The organism is Herpetosiphon sp. NSE202, assembly GCF_042688385.1.
Taxonomy (GTDB): Bacteria; Chloroflexota; Chloroflexia; order Chloroflexales; family Herpetosiphonaceae; genus Herpetosiphon.
Genome location: NZ_JBHUPY010000001.1, coordinates 341,553 through 367,116, shown reverse-complemented (window position 1 = coordinate 367,116; position 25,564 = coordinate 341,553). Strand labels below are relative to the sequence as shown.

The following is a 25,564-nucleotide window of genomic DNA, read 5'->3' as shown; positions in this document are numbered from 1 at the left end:
ATTTATGGATTTGCTCGATGCGATTCGTTCGCGCCGCACCACCAATGGCCCATTTGAAGATCGCCCGCTCGATCCAGCCCATGTGCGGACTATTTTGGAGATGGCGGCTTGTGCACCCTCGCACTTTAATTCGCAGCCATGGCGTTTCGTCGTCATCCAAGATCAGGCGACGCGCATGCAACTAGCTGATATTGCTGGCGAATCGATGCAGAAATTAATGGCTGGTGGTCGCTTCTGGCAACGCTATCGCAAATATTTTCGCTTCTCCAAGAAGGAAGTTGATCAACGTGGCGATGGCATTTTGATCGACAATCTGCCAGCAGTGCTCAAACCCTTTGCCAAATATATTTTTACCGAGCGCGGCGGCGAGTTGATGGCCAAATTTCAAGTGCCCAAAGTGCTTGGCAAAGATGCCCGCAAGTTGGTGGCTGGTTCGCCCTTGATTTTGGGTATTACGCTGGATAAAAGTGAATACAAGCCAGACGACCTATCGGGCATGTACTCGCTGCTTTCGTTAGGCGCAGTGATGCAAACGATTTGGCTAACCGCCACATCACTTGGCATTGGCATGCAGTTTATCTCGACTCCGATGGAAGTTGAGGGTCAGTGGGAGAAAATTAACAAGCTATTGCAGATTCCCGAGGAGCACAGTTTGATGGTGCTGTATCGGTTGGGCTACATTCCGCAAAGCGCCGATCGCCCAACGATCGATTGGACCTCATCGCAGCGCAAACGCACCGCAGCTTTGGCCTATGCCAATCGTTGGGACGAACCATTTGAGCCAACAAACGAGGCTTAATTGTAGTTATGAATCCGTTGCAAGCCTTCTTGCAAGGTCGCCGAGGTGCTGATTGTATCCAATTCTAGCCCCAACGAAACCATGGCTTGGGCGACTTCTGGGCGCACGCCAACTAGCATGGTTTCTGCGCCAAGCAAGCGCACCGCTCGCACCACACTAATAAACCCTTGGGCCACTTGGCTATCGACCACCACAACCCCGGTAATATCCAGCACCAAATGTTTGATCGATTGACGCTGCACCGCTTGTAAGGCATTCTCTTGCAGGCGGCTAAGCCGTTCGCTATCAAGCGCCCCAACCAGTGGCATCACCAACACTTTGGCAGCCACTGGCAAGACTGGCACGCTCATTTCGCGAATCACCTCGCGCTGCTGCTCAATCTCATCAATCAAGCGTTCTTGGGTACTGGCTCGCTCTTGTAACTTTACGAGTGCAGTTTCAAGGTCTGCTGTGCGCTGCTGCACCTGTTGTTCGAGCGAGGCGTTAAGTTCGGCCAATTGACGAGCATTTTGCTCGATTGTACGCTGGCCAGCAGAAACCGCATCAAAGGCTCCAACCGTAATTCGGCTATTTACAAAGCTAATGATTGCGCCGATAAACGTCATGAGGAGGGCGTGGGTTAATACACCACCAGTTGTGGCTACTTGCTGCGTCGTAGGAAAACTCAATTCCAAAACGGTGATCATCACCCAGATGCCAGCCAAGACAACCAGAATTTGCCATGGCCGCAGCACAACCCCAGCAATCAACACTGGAATCAGCAAATAGGCCAAGGTATAGCCACTTTCGCCGCGCAAAATCATAGGAATCGAGACGATAAAAGCTGTTGAGATCACAACAACCCAACCAGCAAACGCCACTTTGCCGCGCCGCGCTAATGGAACCACGATCAACGCCAAGATAATACCTAAGCCTAAGGCCGCACCAGAGGTTAATGGCTTGGGATTAAAGATTAATGATGGGAGGGCAATTACTGCAATCACAAAAATCGCACACATCACGCTGATGATAATTTGGCCACGTCGCCGCACATCTTCAAGCGGATGATCAACCTGAGCTAACCACGCTAGTAGTGCTTTCATGAAAAAACCCTTTTTGGCTCAATCGGCTAAGCTATTAATTATTATCTCGTTGGAAGAATAACAAGTTGCCCTACTATACCCTAGGCTATTCATGCACGCAAACAGACAACGGTACTAGGCTCAACCGCTTTTTCATAGTACCCTGGTGTAATTATTAATAGTTGAATACACTTGCATGTTAGGAATTTTCAGCTATGTAATTGTAAAAATTAACTCAGCAACAGTTGATTATCGTCGGCATCGATCGCCACAATCAGATTAATCTGGCTACAACTAAACCGCCGTGCTGCCGCCGCCAACCACCGATCAGCATGCTCGCTCAAAGCTGCTTGGGCATGCTCAAGTAATAATGCTAATTCAAGTGCTCGGCCAACCGTCAATGCCCAACGGCGTGCGCCCATTTCAGCTGCAGCCCGATCAAGGGTGCTCTCAGCTAGCCAGCGTTCACAATGATCAAGCGTGGTTTGGTCCACTTCAATTGCTTGGCTAAGGCTCGGATCATGGACGTTGCTCAACCACAGGTTGACTTGCTGACGCAAACTGGGCCAAATGCTTGGATCTTCGCTGATCGCCCGTAAACTATCGAGCGCCAAAACATTGGTCGTACCTTCCCAAATCGAAAGCACCTGCGCATCGCGTACGAGGCTTGGCAAGCCAGTATCTTCGACATAGCCAGCGCCACCAAAGCTCTCAACAATTTCGCTGGTATGCTGCACTGCTTGGCGAGCGGTGGTTAATTTAGTAATCGATGTTAATAATCTTAATAATTGGCGTTGTTGGGGTGTGCTCTTGCCAACTTCATCCAAGCCCAGCAATTCGATTAAATAAAACGTCAGCATAAATGCGCCAGCATACTCAGCCTGCAAGCCTGCCAAAGTATCGATGTGCAGCGGTTTTTGATTGAGTAGCGAGCCAAAAGCGAAGCGTTTTTGGGCATAATCTTGGGCCAGCGCCATGCCGCGCCGCATAAAGCCGACCGCTGAAACGCTGTTCCAGGTGCGGGTTATTTGCAACATTGGCACAATCGCCCGCACGCCATCCTGCAAGCCTGCGACAGGAATTGCTGGCGTGCCAAGCAGATTTAGCTCAGCTGTGGGTACTTTGCGCGTGCCCAATTTATCCTTCAGCCGATTGACTTCAATCTGACTGAGCCGTCCGTTTTGGTCGCGGGTCTCGACATAGAACAAGGCCAAACCACGCCCGCCAGCAGAGTTGCCCTCTGGTCGAGCCAAGGTCAAGGCCATTTGCGAGGTTGTGGCCGAGCTAAACCATTTGCGGCCATACAAGCGCCATGTGCCATCGGTATCTTGGCGGGCAATCGTTTCTGAAAGCCCAACATCGGAGCCACCTGTCGATTCAGTCATCCACTGGCCACTTGTCCAAAACTGCTTGGGATCGCGGCTGGTCAAATGGGGCATGGCGCGTTCAATCAAGGCCTGATTGCCCGATTGAAGCACGGTGCGGGCAGCACCATCGGTCATCGCCAAGGGGCAACTATAAACATCGCTCGACGGATGAAAGAGATAGGCCAAGGCAAATTGGCAGGTGCGCGAATATTCGTGGAAAGTTTGTTCGTAGCCAGTTGCAATCAAGCCAGATTGGGCCGCGATCTGCTCGGCCCGCTGCCAAAGCGGAGTCAACACAATCTGATCGATGCGTTCGCCCCAGGCATTCCACTGGGTCAATTCAGGTTCATTGAGCCGATCAGCCAATTGCAATTGATACAGTTCATTGGCAGCTAAATCGCCCATTTCGTGCAGTGCGGAGCTGATTTGGGCTAAGACCTCGGCAGGTAAACGGCGGCGCAGATACAATTGCAGCAAGCGATCGCTTGTATATTGATTGTTGAGCTGTGGGGCTGGTTGATTAAAGGGTGGCATCGTTGCAACTCCTAGCTATTAAAACCAACGAATGCAGCTATTATAGCGCCCAAAAGAGGGACTATTGGCTTTTGGCTATCGAAGTTTTTTGGGATACCACACTATTGCCAATCGCCTAGAGGCTCTAGCCCTTCCTTACTAAGGGTACATCACGTTAACCACGGCTATATCTCCTCACCCCAACCCCTCTCCCGTGGCACGGGCGAGGGGCTTTCTCATTCTGTGATTTTCGCATGATCTTCGGATGCTCCCCCTCGCCCGCGTTTTCGTGGGAGAGGGGGCTGGGGGTGAGGGAATGATCAACCATTGCACCCCCTAAAATTCATTGTGTGGATTGTTATTTTTCTGCAAAATCCCCCTTCGTGTGGGTTACTGACCCCCTCACCCCAACCCCTCTCCCGTGGCGCGGGCGAGGGGCTTTCTCATTCTGTGATTTTCGCATGATCTTCGGATGCTGCCGCTCGCCGGCGTTCAGTGGGAGAGGGCTGGGAGGTGAGGGAATCTAGCCAATATTCAGCAACGCAGCCAGCGCTTGCATGCCAGCAGGATGGGCGAGCAATAGCTCATGGGCCAATTGATCGTCAGGGCTTAGATCGGCGCTGATTGTCACTTCACCTTCTGGCAAGCGTTGTTGATCGTGCATCCAATTTGGTTGCCAGTTGCCCAGCCCAGCCACATTTGGCGGAAAGACCAAGGCGGCTTCTTTGATCAGCGGCTCCAAAATCGTTGCGTTGCGCCGTAATTGCAGAATAAAGCCAGGCAACCACGGAATGAGTGCCGAATCGGGCACAACACGGAAGATATGGCTCAACAACTCAACCACAAACAAGGCAATCCGTGGGGCAAACTTCAAGGCCAAAATAAAACCATTCAAGTAGGCGGGCAAACCTTGCAAGCTTAGCGGGTCTTCGGTGAGATGCTCGAAAAATTCGCGCATTGATTGAATTGTGCGCCGATTGAGCAGCCACTCAGCCACCCACAACAAGCCAAGTTTATCGGGGGCAACGTCGCCCTTGCCAGCCAGCTCAACGCTAATCAGCAATTCGCTGCGTTGGCAGCCAACCGAAAGGGCCAAACTTTCGAGCGAGAAGATAAAGCCCAACATGCCAGCAACCGCTTCTGGAGTTGTGCCACGATCGGCGATGGCCTGTGGCAGCAACGAGGCATAATGGCTATAACCAGTTGCTACAAACGATTCGAGCCAAGTCGCCAAGCCCTGTGGCATGGTGCGATAATATTGCACCAAATGGCGCGCGCGGTCGAAAATATCGGGCGCATCTTGCACGCCAGTTTCTTGGATGAGCAAGGCGCGGCTGTGAAAGCCCAATTCTTCGGTGAAACGCGGGCTGCGCAAATACATCAAACTGGCTTCGGCGGTGTGCAAGGCTTTGGCGGCGGTCGCATCATCGCCAAAGGCGCGTTGGCGCATGCGCTGCTCAAGCACTTGTTCCAGCGTAATGCCCTCGTAGCCAAGTTGAATTACGTCGCGTTGGTATTTGCCAATCCGAATCTCCCACGATTCTTGGACTGGCTTGCTGCCAAGTTTGCGCTCGCCAATAATTGGCTGAACCACATAATCGCCCAACAAATAATTTAAGCGCCACAATAACTCTGAGCTATCGAGCAAATCGGGGCTTTGGCTAAAATCCATCAAGGCCCGTTGGTTGGTTTTGGCATACAGGTTGACATTCAACGGAGCCAAGCGGTCATAGATATTTTTGGCCAACGGCGGCAGCGATTCATAGCCAACCGTGCCAACCCGATCGCCACCCAACAACATGCGGCACAATTGGCTGATATTGCGTTTGCGCGGCGTGCGATCTTTCTCCAAGCAGGTAATCGCCGCATCTTGAAAATCGTAGGGCGAAGGCTGATAGCGATTGCGAATATTGGCCAACAGATAAGCCGTTTCATAAATTGCAATCGAATCGGCGGTGCTGGCCAAATAGCCATTTTCGCGTGCCAAGGCCACAATCCGAGCACACCAATCGAGCAATTGCTCGTGGTCGGCTTCGGCAACTTCGGGCGGCTGTTGCAAGAAGTTAGCCAAAGCCTGCGGATTGTGAGGTTGGGTTGCGCCAACTGGCGCTTTGGTGCGGCTTGGCTTGGCAGCTTTTTGATCTTTGCTCAGCTGGAATGCCTTAACTTGGCCAGCTTTCAGGCTTTTGCGCCATGTTGCTTCGGCCAAAGCAATCGTGCCTGCTGGATGATTGAACTGTTGTTCAATCGCCACAAAACTCGATGGAATCAGGCCAAACAGCCATTGGGTAGCGCTTTTGGCAGGCATATCGGCCCATTGCTCAGCATTGTTGGTGCCAAATTCGGCCACATCACTGGCCAAGTGGGCCGCGCCACAAATATACAAGGCATCGGCAGGATCGATTGCATGCTCAGCCAAATGTTGCTTGATCCGCGTCCACATATAGCGTTCACGCAAACGATCGTTGATCACATCCTGCGGTTTGCGGCCAAGTTGGTGAATTAAGCTGCCAACCAAGGTCATCACTTGGCGATAGGTTGAATAATCAGCGTGTAAAATCACTCGCTCGACATATTGCTCCCACCATTCGGTAAAATGGCGCGAGTTGGAGTTTTGCAGCAAATAATGCAAAAAGTCGTCGAAGGTCGGCTCCAGCGTGCCAATCGTCACCCCAATTGATTTGCCATGAAGCTGAGCGGCCTCATCATCGTCGTCAGATTCATCTTCGCTGATAATCGGCACTGGTTGCCATTGAAACACATAATCAACTGGACGATCGACAAAAACCAACTGCGTTTCTGGATGGGTCAAGGCATAGGCAATCGCTTGATATTCTGCTGACGATTCGGTTAAAGGCGCAATCACGCTAATTGGCAGCGCCTCGGCTGGCACCAACTCGCTTTCGGCCGCAAAGGCCTGAAACGCCACCGGCAATTTACAATCGCGCAAATGGCCAACCAGTTCAAGCATATCTTCGCACAGCTCGATATAAATGACTTTGGGCTGCTTTTGGTGCAAACGCCGCACCAGTTGCAAGGCCGAAGCAGGCGAGTGATGCGCCACAGGAAAGAGATCAAGTGCTTCATCTTCGGCGCGCTCAACATCGTGGGCCATGCGCTGAAGCAAGCGTTGCAAGGCGGCTGCATCCTCGGTAAAGGCCGCCGCCGTAGCATTTAATTGCTGGGTAAGTGAATCAAGCATTGGGTTACCCCTCGATGACCTTCATTGCATCCTGACCGCCAGCCATGAAATCGCGCCATTCGCCTTGATGTTTTTCGCTGTGCTTGGCCACCACACTATGCCAAAATTTGTTCATCACCGAAATATCTTCTGGGCGGCGGCGAATCAGCGTACCAACCAACGAGCGGCCAAGAATTTCGGGCGTTAGGCGTTGTTCGCCAAAGTAGGTTGAATAGAGCACAGCATCTTCCAACACGCCAATTTGCTCAGCGGTCGAGAGTGCCGATTCAAGCTTGGCATCGTCGGAGCTAGCACTGGCGCTGGCTTCGCGCAAATCGGCGAAGGTTTGCAACAGCACATCGATCAAGGTTGGTGGCACGTCGACGCGCACTTGTTGGCGCTCCAGCACTTCGGCGGTGCGGAACAGAATAATTTCGCGCTCTTGTTTTTTGTTGGTAACAACTGGAATATGTACAAAATTGAAGCGCCGTTTGAGCGCCGATGACAGATCGTTGACCCCACGGTCGCGGCTGTTGGCGGTGGCAATAATGTTAAAGCCTTGTTGGGCAAAGACCACATTTTGCTCGCGCAACTCAGGAATCGAAATGTATTTTTCGCTCAAAATCGAAATTAGTGCATCTTGCACATCGCTGGTACAGCGGGTCAATTCTTCAAAGCGCCCCATCGCTCCAAGCTGCATGCTGGTCATAATTGGCGAGGCAATCATCGAATCACGCGATTGGCCTGCGGCAATCACCATCGCAATATTCCACGAATATTTAATTTGATCTTCGGTTGTGCCTGCCGTGCCTTGCACCACATAGGTTGAATTGCCACTGACTGCTGCCGCCAATAATTCGGCCAGCCAGCTTTTGCCAGTGCCAGGATCGCCAATCAAGAGCAAACCGCGATCTGAAGCGAGGGTGACAATCGCCCGTTCGGCAATGCTGGGGTCGCCATACCATTTTTGGGCAATCTCGCGGTCGAGCTTTTGGCCAGGCGTGCTGCCCAAGACAAAAGTGCGCACCATTTGCGGCGAAAGCAACCAGCGCGCTGGGCGTTGGCCAGTATCGCGTTCGGCCAAATAGCGCAATTCGTCGGCATATTTGAGTTCAGCGGGCAAGCGCAATAATGTATCTGACATGAGCAAAACTCCTTACTAAAGCGTAATAAAATGCTTAATTTGTTCGATTAGCTTTTTGGGGCTGCCAGCAAAAATTGGCCGACCCATCTCTTTGAGCTTAGTGCGGAACCAATCGTTGACGCTGAAATAGCCAGAACTGGTGACTGCACCAACCGGAATAAAATGCACGCCCGATTCAATCATGGCTTTGATCGAATCCAGCAGCACTTGCTGCGAGCCGCCTTCATAAAAATCGGTAATCAAGACCACTGCGGTTTTGCGTGGCTCAAGAATTTTCTCGCTGGCAAATTGCAAGGCTTCGTTGATGCTTGTGCCGCCGCCAAGCTGAGTGCGCAGCAAAACCTCAAACGGGTCGTGCACCCACGGCGTAAGGTCGAGCATGCGGGTGTCGAAGGCAATCAAATGCATATCGACATGGGGCAAGCCAGCAAAAATCGAGGCCAAAATTGTACATTGCACCATCGCATCGACCATCGAGCCAGATTGATCAACGACGACGATCATGCGCATTGGGGTGCGTTTTTTGGCAGTTTGGCGATAATACAGCCGATCAACATACAAGCGGCCTTCGTTGGGATTCCAATTGGTCAGATTGCGCCAAATTGTGCGTTTCAAATCGAGGTTGCGAAACACCCGTTTGGGTGGCACCGAACGATCGATTTTGGCCGAAACAGCCTGCATCACTTGCAAGCGCAACACATCGGCCAATTCATCAACATATTGCTTGATCAGACGTTTGGCGTTATTCAAGGCATTGCCCGAAAGATGGCTTTTATCGCGCAGCAATTGCTCGACGACCGCCATCGATGGCGTAATTTGGGCAGCAAGCCGATTATCTTGCAGCACTTCGCGCAAGGCCATACGCTTGATCAAATCTTTTTCCAAGCCTTGGATAACTTGGCGCAAATCTTCTTCGGAAAAATTGAAGCCTGAGCCAATGCCTTGGCCGCCTTGCAGCCCACCAGGTTGGCTAGCTTGGCCTTGACCAGGCTGGCTTTGGCGCAACGCTCCAGGCTGAAAGCCCAAACAGCGCTCAAGATGGGCAACATCCTTAAGCCATTGGGCAAACTCAGCAGCGCTGATCGAGCGCTTTTGGGTTTGCGGCCCAAAGACATTCAACATCAATTTCGAGACGATCAGCGAGCGGCGCAAGATTGTTTCATCTTGGCGATCATCGAGATCAGTCAGATTGAACTCCGGCTCAAGCTCAGGATAGCGTTGAAACAGCTGATCCAGCGAAAGCGTTGGGTGCAAAATCGACTCAGGCAACTCCAAATCGCTGGCAATTTGCTGGCTCATGCCCTCAAGATTTTCAGCTTGTTGGTCGTAGCCAAACATGGTGCTGAGCATGCGCCAATAGAGCACTTGGCGACGATTTAATAGCTCGGATTGGTTCATGATTTCTCCCTGAGCAAGCGGCTGGCGCGTTCTTTGAGAATGCCAACAGCATTATTTTTGGGCGCTTTCTTGAAGACCTTGCCGTTTTCAAGCCCAACAAACAATGGCTTACCTTTTTTGAGGCTGGTTGCCAATGGCCGTACAAACCATTCGCCAGCGTCGAAGCGCAGCAAACCAAACAAGCGTTGGGCCGATTCAAGCACATCAACATCGATTTCTGTTCCATTGATTGCGTCCAAATCGAGCTTGAAACGCTGTTCGCCAACACTCAAACTGGAACCTTCGGCAGTTTGCGCCAATTGATAGTTGCTCAGCACAATTGGCTCGGCCAAATGGACTGGGTGGCGTTGTTCAGGCGCAAGTTGGGCTTGGGCAATTGGCTGCTTGGCATTGAGGCCAAAATGGCGCTCAGCAACTGCAAGCAGATCATATTTATCACCCAAACTCGCTGCCGCCGCATCCCACAGCAATTGCCCGCCCTGCAACAACTGCTGATTATTCAACTCCAACGCCTTGCCAGTGCTCAGGCTTTCAAACAACACACTAGCCTCGGGAAAGAGCAACCACAGTTGATCGTCCTGAATGGCCGCGACTTTATAGGCCGATTGGGTGATGCTGACCATGCGTGGCGCTGCTTCAGATTCAAGCACTGCGTAGAGCACCCAACTGACCAGCGTGGAATGTTGTCGCCATTCGAAGCCCAAAGGATACAGCGTGCCGCTGATAGCTTGAGTTGCAGGAGTTACGCTGATGCTGAGGGTTGAAAGCATTGCCCGCGTCCACAAATCGGCCCAACGAAAGAGCGGCAATTGCTCTGGTTGCAGCACCAGTTCGTGCATCCAGCCCGCCAAAAGTGCTGCGGTACGCAGATAGTCAGGGTTGGCTTGGAGTTGGGTGAGGGTTGGAGTAAAGGCGTTGATCATCGCTTGATCAAGTCGCGCAAAGCCCATCACCGCCAAATCGCTCAGCCAATGCTGAACACTGCTCAACAAGGGCGGGGTCGATTCAAGCGCTGCGCTGGTTGGCAGCGGCTGATCAAGATTTGGGCGGCCAAGTTGCGCCCGTAGTTGCTGGGAAAGTTGATCATATTGGGCGGTTTGGAGCGCTGCCCGCGCAACCGCAAGCAGCCGAAACGAAGCTGGTTGCAACACGCCATTGCTCAAATCGGTTACGCTGCTGAGCATTGCTGCTTCGAGCGGCGTGCCCTGATAAACTTGAGCCAGTCGTTGTAAGGTCGTTTGATGCGTATGATTGAGATTGGTAAAGCCCGTCAGCAACAGCTGATCGATGGCTTGAATTAATTCATTGCTGGCGCTAAATTCCGCTGCAAGCATCACACGCCCCCTGCAAACCAATCCATCTCTGGCAATGGCAATGCGCTGAGCGGAAGTTCAAGCAACTGGAGTGAGCCAAGAAAGCGGCTGAAAATAGCGCCATGAGCTTGGTGGGTTATATGGCCAGCAACTTTGAGAAAATCGCCAATCGTGGTGATGGTGGTTGGGTCGTGGGCAGATTGCAGATATTTCAAAATGCCAGGGATGCCAAATTGCTTGATGCCCTCGCCAAGCAAATTGATTAGATGGTTGCATGGGCTACCACGCAAGCCACCACACGGGCGATTATTGTTGGTGCTACAGTAGAAGTTCAGGCTGCGCGCCTCGAAATAGGCCACATAGACCCGCTGAATATCCGAGCCGCTGGAAATAACGCCTTGCAGCCGACCATCGGCTAGCTCGACAAACGGCACTTCCTTGACATCGCGCTTCGCGGATTTTTGGAAAACTTGGGGTGAGTTAAGCGATGATGGAATCATCAAGCCTCCTTTGCGCTATGAAACACTCGCTTAATACTGTATCAACTCTTACTTCAAGCGCAAGCCTAGCATAGCAAGCGCCTGTGACATTCGCAGTCACAGCCAAAACTGCCCAAACTGATGCTTTTTATTTGGCATACCTAGGTTAAAATAAAACGAATCAGCAGTTGAGGTTGATTGAATGAACCCTGATAGCGCCCTAAATCGTGCGCAAATTGCGCTCGAAGGCTTGGCAGTCGGCGATGCATTGGGTGGTTTTTTTGAATTTGTCCAGTCGACAGTGCCTGCGCGCGTGCGTTTGCGCCAAGTTCCCCAAGGCCCATGGCATTGGACTGATGACAGCCAAATGGCGGCTTCGGTTTTTTCGGTGCTGCGCCAAACTGCAAGCATCGATCAAGATTTGTTGGCCCAAAGTTTTGCCCTGCACTACGAACGTTCGCGCGGCTATGGCCCAGCTACCAGAGCGATTTTGGGGCGCATTCAGCGCGGCAAAAATTGGCGCGAGGAAGCCCCAAGTTTGCATCAAGGCCAAGGCTCGTTTGGCAATGGCGGGGCGATGCGAGTTGCGCCAATTGGCGCATTTTGGGCGGCTGATCTGTCAACCGTTGCCCAGCAAGCAGCCGCTTCAGCCGAAATTACTCATACACATCCTGAAGCAATTGCAGGAGCGATTGCGGTGGCGATTGCAGCAGCATTGGCATGGCAAGCGCGCCAAACCACGCTACCAAGCCCAAACAGATTTTTACAATTAATTCAGCCATGGGTTCCAGCAAGCCAGGTAGCTGAGGGCTTGGCAATCGCGATTCAGCTTGATTCGACAACCCCAATTGCCACAGTTGCCGCACATTTGGGCAATGGCAGCCAGATTTCAGCCCAAGATACTGTGCCATTTGCTTTGTGGTGTGCCGCCCAACACCTAAACAATTTTGAGCAAGCAATTTGGCTGACCTTGGAAGGCTTAGGCGATTGCGATACAACCTGCGCAATCGTTGGGGGAATCGTGGCCAGTTATGTGGGCCTTGAAGGCATCCCTAGCGCATGGCGTGCAGCCAGAGAACCCTTGCCAGCTTGGGCATTTGCTGAGGAATTGGCCAAACCCATTGGTTAAATGCGCCAAATCGATTATCATGAGGATGCAGCTAGTTTAAACGTGAATGAGCAACAAGTGTGGAGCGTTGCTGATCATCCAAGGGGGCATATTTGAGAACCAATTTCGTGCTGATCGACTACGAAAATGTGCAACCAGCCACAATCGAAACGCTTAATTACGAACATGTTAGACTGCTGATCTTCGTGGGCGCGAATCAGACAAAAGTGCCAATTGAGATTGCGGTGGCGTTACAGCAGCTCGGCGAACGTGCCAGCTACGTAAAAATATCGAGCAACGGCAACAATGCGCTTGATTTTCATATTGCCTTTTATATTGGCCAATTAGCTGCCCAAGAACCGAACGCCTATTTTCATATTGTTTCCAAAGATACTGGCTTCGACCCTTTGATTCAGCACCTCAAAACGAAAAAGATTTTGGCCAAGCGGGTTCAAGCTGTTAGCGAGATTCCCACGGTAAAAGTAGCTCTAGCGACAACACCATCAAAACAAATTGAGGTCATTATTACTAATCTTCAACAGCGTGGGAGTTCAAAGCCAGGTACTATAAAAACTCTAAGTAGCACGATCAATGCAATCTTTGCAAAAACACTATCCGAGCCAGAAATAGCATCGCTAATCAACCAGCTAAAAAACCGTGGAATTATTCAGGTCGAGAATACAAAAGTGAGCTATAAACTGCCAACTTAAAGCAAAAGCATGGGCAAAAATCACCCATGCTGTTTTGAATTAAGTTCATTGCTGTTGTTGCATTTGTTGATTTGCGGCGAAAGTGAGGAACGTAGCGAATGGTGGATTCCATAGCAACTGCCACTATTCAAGCAATCAATCGGTTTCAATCCCAAGGCTGGCCAAAAACCAGTGGGGCAAGGGTTCACGGGCGCGCAACCAAGGCGGCGGAATACAATCGCGGCCTAAAGTTCCAGCCAAAAGCCCGCCAACAATTGCCGCCATTGAGGTAAAGTTGCCACCAGCAGCACACACTTGCTCGATCGCCGCCGCATAATCATCACGATAATGCACGGCACACCATAAACACCACGGCACACTTGCTTGGGCACTATGTTGGTAGCCATTGCTCAAACGCAAGGCAATATGATGCCACATTTGGCGATCGTTCATGGCGGCAGCTAAAGCCACGCGATGCTCAAGGCTGCTGCTTGGCAGATATTGCACAATTTCATTCAAGATTGCCGAGGGCTGGCGCAACGGTTGATCACGCTCGCGCCAGAGAATTGCCCCAGCCACTGCCACCGCCACCGCGCCAGCCACTGCTTCTGGATTGGTGTGGGTAGTTAAGGCCGAAAGTTGAGCTTGTTGGGCAACCTGGCTAAGCGGCGCTTCGGCAAAAAACAGCCCCAACGGAGCCGCCCGCATCGCCGCGCCAACCCCAAACGAGCCTTGGCCATCAAACAAATTTTGGGCATCGCTCATTACCGCCGCACCATCGCGCGGTTTGGCCAAAAGATTGTGCATGGCGGTGCCGTAATCGCGAATTGGCGTGTAGCGCAGGGCAAAATCGGCAGCCAAGGCCGCGCTATGCACTGTGCCATAATGCCACAAGTGATCAACCAACGAACAAGCCATCAGGGTTGCATCTGTCCACAGCCATGGTGCTGGCAAAAGGCTTGGTTGCTCGGCGACGGCAAGGCCGGTTTGCACCTGTTGCCAAAGTTGCTGGCCATAGGCTTCACCAACCGATAAGCCCTTTAATGCCGCCAGCATGCGCTGTTGTGCTGCTGTCATGATCATCCTTATACCAATGCTGTCTCAACCGAATACCGAATAAAGGTCTGATAGACGTTGGGATGAATTTGTTGGCATTGTTGTTGAATGCTCGCCAAATAGCCGCTCAGGCCAACATCTCAGCGATCGCGGTGATTCGGCATTCAACAACAAGAACTCAGCAATTCGTTCTGGCCGAATATCAGCAGTGTACACATTACAATAGGCTTCGAATGCTGTATAGGACTTTAATCGGATTGGGCAATCGATAATTGAGCCAACTCATCGGGCGGCAACTCACGCAAGCGTTCTGCAAGCAAGTGATAGTGTGGGCGCAGCCTGTTTGGGCCAAGCAACAACCCAGCGTAAGCAGTTTCGAACTGATCCTGACGAAAAGGGGCGACAGCGGGCATAGCGTGCTCCTTGCAGATAGTACCGAAGCTGGTGTTATTTCGTCAAGCAGCGAGCCAGCAAGGGCCTTGGTTAAGCGGGTTGCAGAAGCCTTATGCAACGAAGATTAAAACTTGCATAGATAGCCTGATCGGTGTAAGGTACAGGCGCGATGTCCAGCACGAGTGGGAGGCTGGCAGTTTCGAGGGTATGATCGTGCCAAGCTTCCAGCAGATTTGGGAACGTGTTTCTTTCTTAGCTGTACTCGATATTCTGCTTGTTGCTGCCTTGATATTTTGGCTGCTCGGGGTGATTCGAGGCACGCGGGCGGTACAATTGTTGCGCGGGGTTGGCATTTTGGTGGTGGTGGCTCTGCTTGCAGGCTCGACCTTACCGCTCACCACCTTGCGTTGGATTATTCGCGAAGCCCTCAGCCCCGCTCTTTTTGTGGCAATTCCAATTTTATTCCAACCTGAATTACGCCGCGCTTTAGAATCATTAGGCCGCACTGGCGAATGGTTTAATCGCTTTGGCAGCACCAATCGCTCCGAAGTCGAGGAGATGATCAACACGATTTCGCGCGCAGCCAAGCAATTATCCCAACAGGGCATTGGCGCATTGATGGTGATTGAGCGCGACACGGGCTTGCAAGAATACGCCGACCGTGGCGTGATCGTCGATTCGCGGATTTCGGTGCCCTTGCTGGTCAATATTTTCTTTCCCAACGCGCCGCTCCACGATATGGCGGTGCTTTTTCGGCGCAACCGCATTTTGGCCGCCAACTGTGTATTGCCACTGAGCGAAAATGTGGTTGGTAGCACTCGCTATGGCACGCGCCACCGCGCCGCCTTGGGCATCAGCGAACAATCCGATGCCATTTCGGTGATCGTTTCAGAAGAGACAGGTAGCATTTCGATTACCCACGATGGCCGTATGGTGCGCCATTTAACCGAAGGCCGCTTACGCAAACTGTTAGCAGGCTTATTGCGCGTCGAACTAAGCGAGGAGGAAGAGGCATGAATAAGCTTGCAGGCAGCCCATTACGCGCCTTCGTGGCCGCAGTGTTGGCCAGCATTATTTGGGTTTTCGTGAGTTTCACCGAAAATCCGCAACAAGTTACGCCATTTACCAATTTGCCAATTCGCGCCGAAGGCCTGAACAGTTCCTTAACTTTGGTCGATGGCGAAGGGCGGCCAATTCCTGTGCCCGATGCTGTGGTCAACTTGAATGTTTCTGGGCCACAAGATACGATCACCCGCATTACCAAGCAAAATGTGCAGCCCTTTATTAATGTTGCAGGCCTAGAGCCTGGCTCGCATGAAGTTGCTGTGCAAGCGCGCAGCATTCCCAGCCGCTCCGATCTCGATTTCCAAAGCTTTCAGCCGGCGACGGTGTTGGTGCAAATCGAGCAAATTATTACTGCCTCGCTACCGCTCACGATTACCACCGAAGGCCAGCCGCCAACCAGCTACGAGGCCAGTTTGCCCATTGCCAGCGTCAATGGAGAGATGATCAAGCAGGTCACCATTACTGGGCCAGCTAGCCAAGTCAATAAGGTCGTTGGTGGCGAAATTACGCTTGATCTTTCATCGCAAACCAGCAATTTGCGCACGCGGCGCAATATTACGGCGGTGGATATTGCTGGGCGCGATGTTGAAGGCGTGACGGTTAGCCCTGAACTTGCAGATATTGAAGTGCGGATTTTATCGAGCAGCGGCATCAAACGGGTGCCAATTATCTACACAACGCTCAATGGGCCACCAGCAGGCTATCGCGCCGATGTGGTGCTTGAACCAGCTTTCGTCACATTAATTGGCAGTGCTCAGCGCTTAACTGAGGTCGAATTTGTCGAAACCCAACCACTTAACCTGCCGAATGCAACCCAAAGTTACACCGCAACCATCAAATTGCGCTTTCCAATTGGGGTTACACCGCGCGATGCTCAAGCCGCCGATAGCACAATTGCCACCGTGCGCTTTGTGCCAATTAACACCGAAATTGTGCTGACGCTGCCCTTAGTGCCGCGTAATCTAGCTGGTGGCTTAGAACTAAGTTACCAACCACGCCAAGTTGAGGTAACGTTACGGGGCAATGCCCAAAATTTACAAAACCTCACCGATTTGGCCTTAGTGCTTGATCTGGCAGGGCGGACTGCTGGCAGCTATAGCATCCAACCAAGCCTCAATCTCCCAAGCGGCGTAACCCTAGCCAAGCCGCTGAGCGTGATTCAGGTTACGATCAGCACGATTAGCATTCCAACTAACGAGCTAGCTAGCCCAACCAACCCAATCAATCCAACCGAACCAAGTGCACCAGAAGCTACGCCAGTCAGCACGCCAACCGTAACCGAGCCAATCAGCCCGACCGAGCCAGTTAGCCCGACCGAGCCGATTTCGCCAACATTAACTCCTTAGTCCAAAGCGCGTTTTTGTAAGGCTTGCAACTCAGCCGACGGATCAAGCCCATATTCGGCCAGAGCTTTACGATGCCGTTCGTAAATTGCTAATGCTTCAGGTCGCCGACCTTGATTAATCTCAAGGTTCATAGCTAGCACAATAGTTCGCTCATTTAAGAGGTCTAGTTTCATAGCATGTTCAAATGCTTCCCGTGCTTGGTCAAAACGCTGTCCATCATACCATTGAACGCCAATCGCGATCCAAATTTCAGCGCCACGTTGGGCAAGCAGCTTGCGCTCACCTTCAATCCATGGTGCATAATAGCCAGGCAAAAAGACTTGGGTGGCATAATCAGCAGCAACTTGCAAGCGATCAAGGTTGGTTTCGGAGCCTTGCAAATAGGTATGTTTAATTACCGAAATATCAGCATCGATCTCAGAGAGCGGAAAGCATAAGCGATACAGTGATCCATCATAAACTACACAATCGGGCAGTTTTTTACGGGTACGCTGCAACATTTTGCGCCAGCCATCATCGCTGCTATCAAAGCCCCAAATTTTTTCGCGCAATTCATCAGCAGTCATACCGCTGGGATTCAACAGCAATAAGGCAATTAATAAAATACCTTGCTTGGGAATCTTCACAGCCGTGCCATGCATTTCAACCTGCGCTTGCCCCATCAAGCGAATAACCAATTTTGGTGCTTGGATAACTGGCAAATTATCGTGCAGCACCTGCGCCGCAAACGGCGAATTCCATTCGGTATACGCTTCCTGCACCAATTCTGGCAAATGGCTGGTAAGTGCCGAAAGCAAAATTGGCAGGCCACTGCGGCCCTCAATAATCAATTCATCAAGCGATTTCCAAGCTTGGCGAGCCTCGCCAAGCTCGTGGCGCTGCCAAAACGCCTCGCTCAATAACAGATAGAGCAAGCCTTTGGCTAATGATCCTTCGTTATCCAGCCCGGCCAAGGCCCGTTGCAATAGCGGAATCGTGCCATCGATTTTGAGGCTTAAGTTGGCCGCACTGCGCGCCACCGCCAACCATGCCTGATCAAGCGGATTTTGGGCGGTCGTAGTATCGATCTCAAGCAACAAGCGCTGCAGCTGATCCCGCGAACTATGGCGAGTTGCTTGTGATTCTAGGGCCAAGGCATAGGTCAAAATATGATAATCGACCATATTGCTATTGCGTAATTGCTCACGCGCCAAGCGATAACGCCCAATCGCACTCGTCCAATCGCGCTCAGCTAGCGCCACATCGCCAAGCGTGACCAACGCGCCATTTGCCGCCCGCTGATCGGCAAGCATGCCGTTGTCATAGGCTTGTTGGGCATAGCGCGCTGCATCGCTAATTTGGCCTTGATGCAGTGCCACCAACGCCCGCAAATTGAGCGTTTGCGATAAGCCTGCTGGCGCAGCCATTTCTTCCCACAATGAGGTTGCTTGGCGCAAAAGCCGATCTGCCAGCGAATAGCGTCCGGCGCGGGCCGCAGCATTGGCATAATCGCCCAAAATCAAGCCCAGCAACCGATTGATGCCCGACCCTTCAATATAGGTGTAGGCCCGCTCAAAGTTGGCAATTGCTGCATCATCTTGGCCTAAAGAGGCCAAATAAATTGCATGGATACGCAAAACCCGTGCGTGATCAGCATCTGCTAAATCAGGATCGTTCAAATAGGGCTGAATTAAGCTATCAGCTTCACGAATTGATCCTTGTGCCCGCAACATATCGGCCTTCAGCAAGCGCAACATGCGTTGATCATCTGGCTGTTGATGAATGCCCAAAAGCTGATTGACCAAGATCAAGGCTTTTTCGGCGTTGCGCTCGCCAAGGTGGTAACTCCGCACCAGCAACCAGCCAACTTTCGGCGCAAGCTGCTGCACAGGAACCTCATGCAAGGCTTTCACCAGCTCGCCAAAAAAGCGCTGGTTGTTAACGAGCTGTAGCTGTTGAATCAGCGTATGGTTAATCACATCCCAGCGTTGCAAGCGGTGCATCTGTTGCACAAATGGGAGCAATTGCTGCTGCGAAAGATACCATTCACCAGCTTGTTCAAACAACGGGGTCAAATAGCCAGCCGAGGCATGCGAGCGCTTGCGCAAACCAAGTTCAGCCAAGGGTTGCAAACGCAGGTTAGCTTCAAACATCAAGCCCGCCGCTTCCCAGCTAAGCAATAAACGCGCTAAATCATCATTTGGCAACAAACTTTGCAGCAGATCAAGCGAATCGCTGATGAGCCAAAGCCATGCTTCGAGCAGATTACGCAGTTGCGCTGGCAGCCGCCCCATTACATCTTGCATCACCCATTCAAGCGATGAAGGCTGAAGCGTGCCCGAGCGATTGAGCGCAAAAATACAGGGCGCAACCCAACCCTCAGTTAAGCCGATCAGCTGATCAGCTTGGGCTTGGCTTAGGCTAAGTTGGCGTTTTTGGGCCAATTCGATTAATTCAGCGCTGCTGAAAGCCAGCTCTTTCATGCCAATCACCAGCAGTTGCTGCCGAATGATCCATTGTTGGATCATCGGGTGTTGCGGAATTGAAAGTGAAGTGGCGACAACATGCAGTACCGGATTTTTCAACAAATCGGCTAGCCATGCATGCTCAGGCAAAAACGCGCCCCAGGCATCCAAAAGCTGGTCAAGGTCGTCGATCAAAATCCAGGTTGGCTGGCGGATAGCTAAAAGTTGCTCAAGCTGCTGCTCGCTGGCTAAACCAAGTTGCTGGCCAATTGCTTGCAGCATTGCCTGCGAATCGTTGGGCGCTGGCGCAAGCCGAAGCATAGCATAGGGGGCATTGATGGAATGCTTAAGTGCCTCTAATACGGTCGACTTGCCACTACTTGGCAAGCCAATGATTAAGACTACCCGTGGCTCATGTTGGGTCAAGCGAAGTAAACGTGGGCGTTCAACATAGGTCGGATAAAAACTCATAGCAGTTTCCTCAAGATGTTTGGTACGATGCTACCCCACCAACCATTAAGCAGCACAGCGCCAGTGTGCTCAAGCGTTGAGAGGCTAGGTTGTGCCAATTCGTTACCTATGTTCAATAGGATATACCGAGCTATAGAGCACATCTATGCACGTCCTAGGCTATTTCTAGATTGATTCTTGCTGTATCCACTGTATCATAGCAAAAGAATCATTCTGTAGTGGAGCGGTTATGCAACTTATCGCACTTGACCACATCCAACTGGCAATGCCCGCCGAGCAAGAAGCCCAAGCGCGTTGGTTTTATAGCACAATCCTTGGCCTTGACGAAGTTGCCAAGCCAGCGCCGTTACAAGCCCGCGGCGGCTGCTGGTTTCGTGGCTCCAACATCGAACTCCACCTCGGAGTCGAAGCCGATTTTCGGCCTGCGCGCAAAGCCCACCCTGCCTTCCGCGTCGCCGACCTTGCGCAGGCCCGCGCTGAGTTGCAGGCCGTCGGCATTGCAATCGTTGAGGATAGCAGCTTGCCCCATGTGCGGCGCTTTTACGCTGCCGACCCGTTTGGCAATCGGCTAGAGTTTGTGCAACTGGGCGACGTTTATTAAGAAGCCTTAGGATTCACCAAAGTATACGCGATTCAGCAATGCTGGATAGCATTAATTGTCGAACTTCGCTGCTAGGGATTCCTAGCTATGTTGGGATGCAACTGGATTGGTAATAGCATGATGCACTCCCCCCAACCTCTCCCGTGGCGCGGGCGAGGGGCTTTAACGCTGTGGTTCTTGCGCAATGTGTCGGCATACACGGTTGCTCCCCTCGCCCGCGTGCAGTGGGAGAGGGGCTGGGGGTGAGGGAACTTAACTACTGGCACAACTTATGCAAACCAAAAGCCGACTGATCAGCGTGGCTTGATCGGCATTGACCACAGCTATATCCGTTCAGCGATGCCCCAAAGCACTCCAATTCTGCCAGGTTCTTCTGGTATACTGAACAACGGCGCGGCCCTCGAATGCCCGTGCTGGCCACCGCGCTGAGTGCTGCATTGTTGACACTGCGAGGGTTGCAGACCATGAAAGCAGTTTTAATGGCTGGGGGTGAAGGCTCTCGGCTCCGTCCACTCACGATTAGTCGGCCAAAACCAATGGTTCCCCTGGTTGATCGACCAGTGATGGGGCATATTATTGAGCTGCTAAAACGTCACGGCATTACCGATATTATTATTACCGTTCAGTATCTAGCCAATATTATTCAAGATTTTTATGGCGATGGCTCGGCCTTTGATGTTGATATTTCGTATTCGGTCGAGGAAGTGCCGCTTGGCACAGCAGGAGCCGTCAAATATGCCTCGCGTTTGATCGACGATGATAGCGAGCCAATTATCGTGATTTCGGGCGATGCCCTGACCGATTTCGACCTGACAGCGCTGATCGAAGCCCATAAACGCTCGAATGCGAAGGCCACCATTACCCTGACCCGCGTGCCCAATCCGCTTGAATATGGCGTGGTGATCACCGATGATGCTGGCCGAATTCGCCAGTTCCTCGAAAAACCCAGCTGGGGCGAGGTTTTTTCTGATACCGTCAATACTGGCATTTATGTGATCGATCCCAGTGTGCTCGACGATATTCCGCTGGGCGATGCCTTCGATTTCTCCAAAGATTTGTTTCCAGCCTTGTTGCGACGCGGCGAGCTGCTCTATGGCTATATTGCTGAGGGCTATTGGACCGATGTTGGCACCATCGATGCCTATATGCGGGCTTGCTCGGATTATTTGATGGGCATGGTTAATTTGCCGCGATTGGGCCAAGATCGTGGTGATAATGTTTGGATCGAAGGCGAAGTTGAAATTGCTCCTGATGCTCAAATTCATGGCCCAGTCTTTTTTGGCCACGGGGTCAAAATCAAAGGTGGGGCGATGGTCTTTGGCCCATCGGTCATCCGCGATTACACGATTATTGATTCGCGAGCGACAATTGATCGCTCGGTGATGTGGCGCAACTCATATGTTGGCGAGCGGGCCGAGCTGCGGGGTGCGATTGTCTGCAAGCAGTGCAATATCAAAAGTCGTTCGTTGCTCTTCGAGGGCGTGGTCGTCGCCGACAGCACAATTATTAATGCTGGCGCGGTCATTCAGCCAAACGTCAAAATTTGGCCCTCAAAAGAAGTCGAAGAAGGCGCAACCGTCAGTGCCTCGATTATTTGGGGGGCGCAAGGGCGGCGGGTTTTATTTGGGCGCTACGGCATTACCGGCTTGGTCAATATCGACCTTACGCCAGAATTTTGTGCCAAATTAGGCGCTGCCTACGGCGCAATTTTGCCCAAAAATACCATGGTTACGATGAACCGCGATGCGCATTATACGCCACGCATGCTCAAACGCGGCTTGATTGCGGGCATTCCATCGGCGGGCATCGATGTGCTTGATTTACATTCGGTGCCAATTCCAACCGCACGCTATTTGACCTATGCCCTAAAAGCAGCGGGCGGCATGCATGTGCGGCTTTCGCCGTTCGATAATCGGGTTGTTGATATTAAATTCTTCGATCATCGTGGGCTGGATCTTGGCAGCGATATGGAGCGCAAGATCGAAAATACCTACTTTCGCGAAGATTATCGCCGCGTCTATCTCGATGAAATTGGTCGCATTACTGAAAACAGCGATTACAACTCGGTCTATATCGATAAATTTATGGAATCGCTCGACCCCAAGATTTTGCCAGAGCTAGAACAACCATGGAGCATTGTGATCGATTATGCTTCATCGAATGCGGCCCAAATTCTTGGCACGATTATGCGACGCTTGAATGTTGATTTAGTTGAGCTGAATGCCCAAATCGATGAAGATCGCTTGTTCCAAACCGCCGATCAATTCAATGCTGGCATGCAACGGCTGGCGGCGATTGTACCCGTGATGAACGCCGATATTGGCGTGCGGCTCGATTCTGGCGGCGAACGAATGTATGTGGTCGATGATACGGGCCATCGCTTGAGCGATATTGAATTGCTGGCGGCTGTGACCGCGCTCACCATGGAAGCCAACAGTGGCGGCACGGTTGCCGTGCCAGTTACTGCACCGCGCCTCTTCGATAAATTGGCCGAGCGCTACGGCGGGCGAATTCAGCGCACCAAAACCGCCTTGGGCGCGTTGATGCAACAAGCAGCCAAATGCAACGAGTTATGTGTATTGGGCGATGGTGCTGGTAGCCTGATTTTCCCATCGTTCTTTCCGGTGGCCGACGGACTGTTTGCGATTGTAAAATTGATGGAATTACTGGCGCGGGCCAATATTCCGCTCTCGGAAATTAGGCGCTCGTTGCCGCGCTCGGCCATGGCCAACCACAAAGTGCCATGTCGCTGGGAATCCAAAGGCAAAGTCATGCGGATTCTCAACGAACAATATGCTGAACGCTCACAAGAAAATATCGATGGCATCAAGATTGAGCTTGGGCCAGAATGGGTGCTGATTCTGCCCGACCCTGATGGCCCGTTTATTCACGTAATTGCCGAGGGAGTCAACGAAGATCAAGCCCGCGTTTTGACTGAAAAGTATGCAGGTTTAGTCATGGGACTGCAATAGAACATAGAACATAGATGTCATGGTTCATTGGATTGGCAACCATATTCCCTTACCCCCCAACCCCCTCTCCCACTGAACGCGGGCGAGGGGGAGCCGTCGTTTTCACCGACCAATTGCACAAGAACCACAGCGTTAAAGCCCCTCGCCCGCGCCACGGGAGAGGGGTTGGGGTGAGGGGATCTGGCCATGTTAGCGCAATGAACCATGACCCAAAGAGCATAGAACATATGCAAGCACTATGCTTGTGGTTTTTGCTAAATTAGGCATCAATTACGGCTACTATGCTCTATGTTCTATGCTCTTTGCTCTTATTTTCGTTTTCTTGACGGAGACGGTATAATGCGCGATATGGAAGAGCGCATCACGTTAAAAGGCAGCCGTGACGGGCTGCGCTTGATTTTACACCCCACCGCAGCGTGGGAAGAAGTCCTTGAAGCCCTGCGCAAGCAGCTAGCCCAAGGATCATCGTTTTATCATGGCGCAAAATTAATGATCGATGTTGGCGAACGGTCGATCACCGATGTAGAGCTACAGGCAATCTTGGCAATCATGGCCGAACATGATATTGAGCCAGCTGCATTAATCACCATCGCACCAACCAATCGAACTACTGGTCGGCACGCTGGCGTGGAAACCCGCCACCCCGACAGCCTACGGTCTACTCCTCCACCCGTGGTGCAAGGCGAAGGCTTGTTTTTATGGCGCACCGTGCGTTCAGGCCAAGCAATTAAGCATCAAGGCCATGTTGTTGTGGTCGGCGATGTCAATGCTGGGGCCGAAATTAGCGCGCACGGCAGCATCATCATTTGGGGGCGCTTACGCGGCTCCGTCCATGCAGGAGTTGGCGGCAATCAACAAGCGATTGTCTGTGCGCTCGAATTGAGCCCAACCCTCTTGCGGATTGCCGAGAACCTTGCCCGCACACCCGATAATCATCGCCCAACTGGCCCTGAACAAGCCAGCCTTGATGGCGACAACATTGTAGTAGTACCATGGGATGCCCCACGCCGCTAGTGGGCCTTTGAGGATCATGTATGGCACAAGTAATTACAATCACCTCTGGTAAAGGGGGGGTTGGCAAAACCACCACCACCGCTAATCTCGCGACCTCGTTAGCTATGCAAGGCCAACGGGTTGTTGCTATCGATGCCGATATTGGCTTGCGCAATCTCGATGTTGTGATGGGCCTCGAAAATCGCATCGTCTACGATTTGGTCGATGTGGTCGAAGGCCGCTGTCGGACTCGCCAAGCGCTCATTAAAGACAAGCGCTTTCCTGATAATTTATTCTTGTTGCCAGCAGCCCAAACCCGCGATAAAGATGCGGTAACGCCTGATGATATGATTGCCCTCTGCAACGAGCTACGCCGCGAATTCGATTTTATTCTGATCGACTCGCCAGCAGGCATTGAGGGCGGCTTTAAAAATGCCATTGCACCCGCAGACCACATTTTGATCGTCACAACTCCTGAAATGTCAGCCGTCCGCGATGCCGACCGGATTGTGGGCTTGGTCGAAGCGTATGAAAAAAGCAACCCAAAGCTCATTATCAATCGGATCAAGGCGCGCATGGTTGCTCGCGGCGACATGATGGATACGCCCGATGTGGTAGAAATTTTGGCAATCGACTTGGTTGGGATTGTGCCCGACGACGAGAGCATTGTGGTCTCGACCAACCGTGGCGAAGTAGCGGTCTTAGATCGCGACTCAATGGCCGGAAAAGCCTATAATAATATCGCCAACCGTTTACTTGGCCACGATATTCCCTTCCTTGTGCTCGATGAAAAACAAGGCTTATGGGCCCAATTGGTCAATATGTTTCGGACACGCCGCTAAAATGGCGCTACCTAGCCAACCTTATCTTCCACATGGAGCGGATCTATGGGTTTTTTAGATAATCTTTTTGGTCGCAAGCAACCGACCAGTTCGTCGGTTGCCAAAGAGCGTTTGTTGACGGTTTTAGTCCATGATCGAGTTCATCTCTCGCCGCATGATATGGATGAGATGAAACGTGAGATCATTGCAGTAATCGAGCGTTACGTTGAAGTAACCAACCCAGAGGCCATTGAAGTAACCTTGACCCGTGGCGAAGCTACCGACCACCTCAAGGCCGATATTCCCCTTGGTCGCTCGCGTCAACAATAACGCTATGGCCATGTGGAGGA

The 25,564-nt window shown here is 51.8% G+C and carries 21 protein-coding genes; 10 read left to right on the top strand and 11 right to left on the bottom strand.

Translation table 11 applies throughout. The features are described from left to right. Positions 1–4: 4 nt before the first annotated feature. Complete coding sequence (locus tag ACFMKP_RS01525; protein WP_204755827.1) at positions 5–799, top strand: nitroreductase family protein; 795 nt, start codon at positions 5–7, stop codon at positions 797–799. Here the strand turns inward: ACFMKP_RS01525 and ACFMKP_RS01520 are convergent. From ACFMKP_RS01520 to ACFMKP_RS01490, 7 genes are all read right to left on the bottom strand, one after another. Continuing rightward, entirely contained in the window at positions 796–1,881 is a 1,086-nt protein-coding gene (locus ACFMKP_RS01520) for an STAS domain-containing protein (protein ID WP_382288434.1), read from the bottom strand. The two genes, ACFMKP_RS01525 and ACFMKP_RS01520, sit on opposite strands and share 4 nt — an antisense overlap. Before the next feature lie 209 nt (positions 1,882–2,090). After that, positions 2,091–3,761, bottom strand: a complete 1,671-nt coding sequence (locus ACFMKP_RS01515; protein WP_382288432.1) for an acyl-CoA dehydrogenase family protein — start codon at positions 3,759–3,761, stop codon at positions 2,091–2,093. 502 nt (positions 3,762–4,263) lie between these two features. Continuing rightward, positions 4,264–6,942, bottom strand: a complete 2,679-nt coding sequence (locus ACFMKP_RS01510) for a DUF5682 family protein (RefSeq protein ID WP_382288429.1) — start codon at positions 6,940–6,942, stop codon at positions 4,264–4,266. 4 nt (positions 6,943–6,946) lie between these two features. Further along, positions 6,947–8,065: an AAA family ATPase gene (locus tag ACFMKP_RS01505; RefSeq protein WP_204754962.1), complete on the bottom strand. Its 1,119-nt coding sequence runs from the start codon at positions 8,063–8,065 to the stop codon at positions 6,947–6,949. 15 nt (positions 8,066–8,080) lie between these two features. Next, complete coding sequence (locus ACFMKP_RS01500) at positions 8,081–9,463, bottom strand: VWA domain-containing protein (protein WP_382288426.1); 1,383 nt, start codon at positions 9,461–9,463, stop codon at positions 8,081–8,083. Beyond that, positions 9,460–10,797, bottom strand: a complete 1,338-nt coding sequence (locus tag ACFMKP_RS01495; protein ID WP_382288423.1) for a hypothetical protein — start codon at positions 10,795–10,797, stop codon at positions 9,460–9,462. The genes ACFMKP_RS01500 and ACFMKP_RS01495 overlap by 4 nt, the downstream gene beginning before the upstream one ends. Continuing rightward, positions 10,797–11,276, bottom strand: coding sequence for a hypothetical protein (locus ACFMKP_RS01490; RefSeq protein WP_382288421.1), 480 nt, complete (start codon positions 11,274–11,276; stop codon positions 10,797–10,799). Before ACFMKP_RS01490 ends, ACFMKP_RS01495 begins: the two co-directional genes overlap by 1 nt. Before the next feature lie 181 nt (positions 11,277–11,457). Here ACFMKP_RS01490 and ACFMKP_RS01485 point away from each other — a divergent pair, with 181 nt between their 5' ends. Both ACFMKP_RS01485 and ACFMKP_RS01480 read left to right on the top strand, forming a co-directional pair. Continuing rightward, positions 11,458–12,384 carry an ADP-ribosylglycohydrolase family protein gene (locus ACFMKP_RS01485; RefSeq protein ID WP_382288418.1) on the top strand — a complete coding sequence of 309 codons (927 nt, stop codon included), beginning with the start codon at positions 11,458–11,460 and terminating at the stop codon, positions 12,382–12,384. A 92-nt stretch (positions 12,385–12,476) separates the two neighbouring features. After that, positions 12,477–13,073 (top strand): PIN domain-containing protein, encoded by a 597-nt coding sequence (locus tag ACFMKP_RS01480; protein WP_382288416.1) that lies wholly within the window; start codon positions 12,477–12,479, stop codon positions 13,071–13,073. 135 nt (positions 13,074–13,208) lie between these two features. Here ACFMKP_RS01480 and ACFMKP_RS01475 read toward each other — a convergent pair whose 3' ends face one another. Genes ACFMKP_RS01475 through ACFMKP_RS01465 form a run of 3 tightly spaced genes read right to left on the bottom strand, consistent with a single transcriptional unit; the run spans position 13,209 to position 14,521 of the window. Further along, positions 13,209–14,129 carry an ADP-ribosylglycohydrolase family protein gene (locus tag ACFMKP_RS01475; RefSeq protein WP_382288413.1) on the bottom strand — a complete coding sequence of 307 codons (921 nt, stop codon included), beginning with the start codon at positions 14,127–14,129 and terminating at the stop codon, positions 13,209–13,211. A gap of 24 nt (positions 14,130–14,153) precedes the next feature. After that, entirely contained in the window at positions 14,154–14,324 is a 171-nt protein-coding gene (locus tag ACFMKP_RS01470) for an alpha-E domain-containing protein (protein WP_382288411.1), read from the bottom strand. Positions 14,325–14,356: 32 nt separating this feature from the next. Further along, positions 14,357–14,521 (bottom strand): hypothetical protein, encoded by a 165-nt coding sequence (locus ACFMKP_RS01465; protein ID WP_382288409.1) that lies wholly within the window; start codon positions 14,519–14,521, stop codon positions 14,357–14,359. A gap of 193 nt (positions 14,522–14,714) precedes the next feature. Between ACFMKP_RS01465 and cdaA the strand changes: the two genes are divergently transcribed. Further along, complete coding sequence (gene cdaA, locus ACFMKP_RS01460) at positions 14,715–15,518, top strand: diadenylate cyclase CdaA (protein ID WP_110516443.1); 804 nt, start codon at positions 14,715–14,717, stop codon at positions 15,516–15,518. After that, entirely contained in the window at positions 15,515–16,912 is a 1,398-nt protein-coding gene (locus ACFMKP_RS01455; protein ID WP_382288406.1) for a CdaR family protein, read from the top strand. The genes cdaA and ACFMKP_RS01455 overlap by 4 nt, the downstream gene beginning before the upstream one ends. Here ACFMKP_RS01455 and ACFMKP_RS01450 read toward each other — a convergent pair. Further along, complete coding sequence (locus tag ACFMKP_RS01450) at positions 16,909–19,827, bottom strand: BTAD domain-containing putative transcriptional regulator (protein WP_382288404.1); 2,919 nt, start codon at positions 19,825–19,827, stop codon at positions 16,909–16,911. The two genes, ACFMKP_RS01455 and ACFMKP_RS01450, sit on opposite strands and share 4 nt — an antisense overlap. Positions 19,828–20,056: 229 nt before the next feature. Here ACFMKP_RS01450 and ACFMKP_RS01445 point away from each other — a divergent pair, with 229 nt between their 5' ends. The 5 genes from ACFMKP_RS01445 to minE all read left to right on the top strand — a co-directional run bounded on the left by ACFMKP_RS01445 (position 20,057) and on the right by minE (position 25,544). After that, positions 20,057–20,428 (top strand): VOC family protein, encoded by a 372-nt coding sequence (locus ACFMKP_RS01445; RefSeq protein ID WP_382288402.1) that lies wholly within the window; start codon positions 20,057–20,059, stop codon positions 20,426–20,428. 464 nt (positions 20,429–20,892) lie between these two features. Continuing rightward, positions 20,893–23,400, top strand: a complete 2,508-nt coding sequence (locus ACFMKP_RS01440) for a sugar phosphate nucleotidyltransferase (RefSeq protein ID WP_382288400.1) — start codon at positions 20,893–20,895, stop codon at positions 23,398–23,400. Positions 23,401–23,739: 339 nt separating this feature from the next. Next, a complete protein-coding gene (minC, locus tag ACFMKP_RS01435; protein WP_382288398.1) occupies positions 23,740–24,414 on the top strand; it encodes a septum site-determining protein MinC in 675 nt (224 codons plus the stop codon). A gap of 20 nt (positions 24,415–24,434) precedes the next feature. After that, a complete protein-coding gene (minD, locus tag ACFMKP_RS01430; RefSeq protein WP_110516411.1) occupies positions 24,435–25,235 on the top strand; it encodes a septum site-determining protein MinD in 801 nt (266 codons plus the stop codon). A 45-nt stretch (positions 25,236–25,280) separates the two neighbouring features. After that, the gene (gene minE / locus ACFMKP_RS01425) at positions 25,281–25,544 is read left to right on the top strand and encodes a cell division topological specificity factor MinE (protein ID WP_054535003.1); all 264 of its coding nucleotides are present in this window, start codon (positions 25,281–25,283) and stop codon (positions 25,542–25,544) included. Positions 25,545–25,564 lie beyond the last annotated feature (20 nt).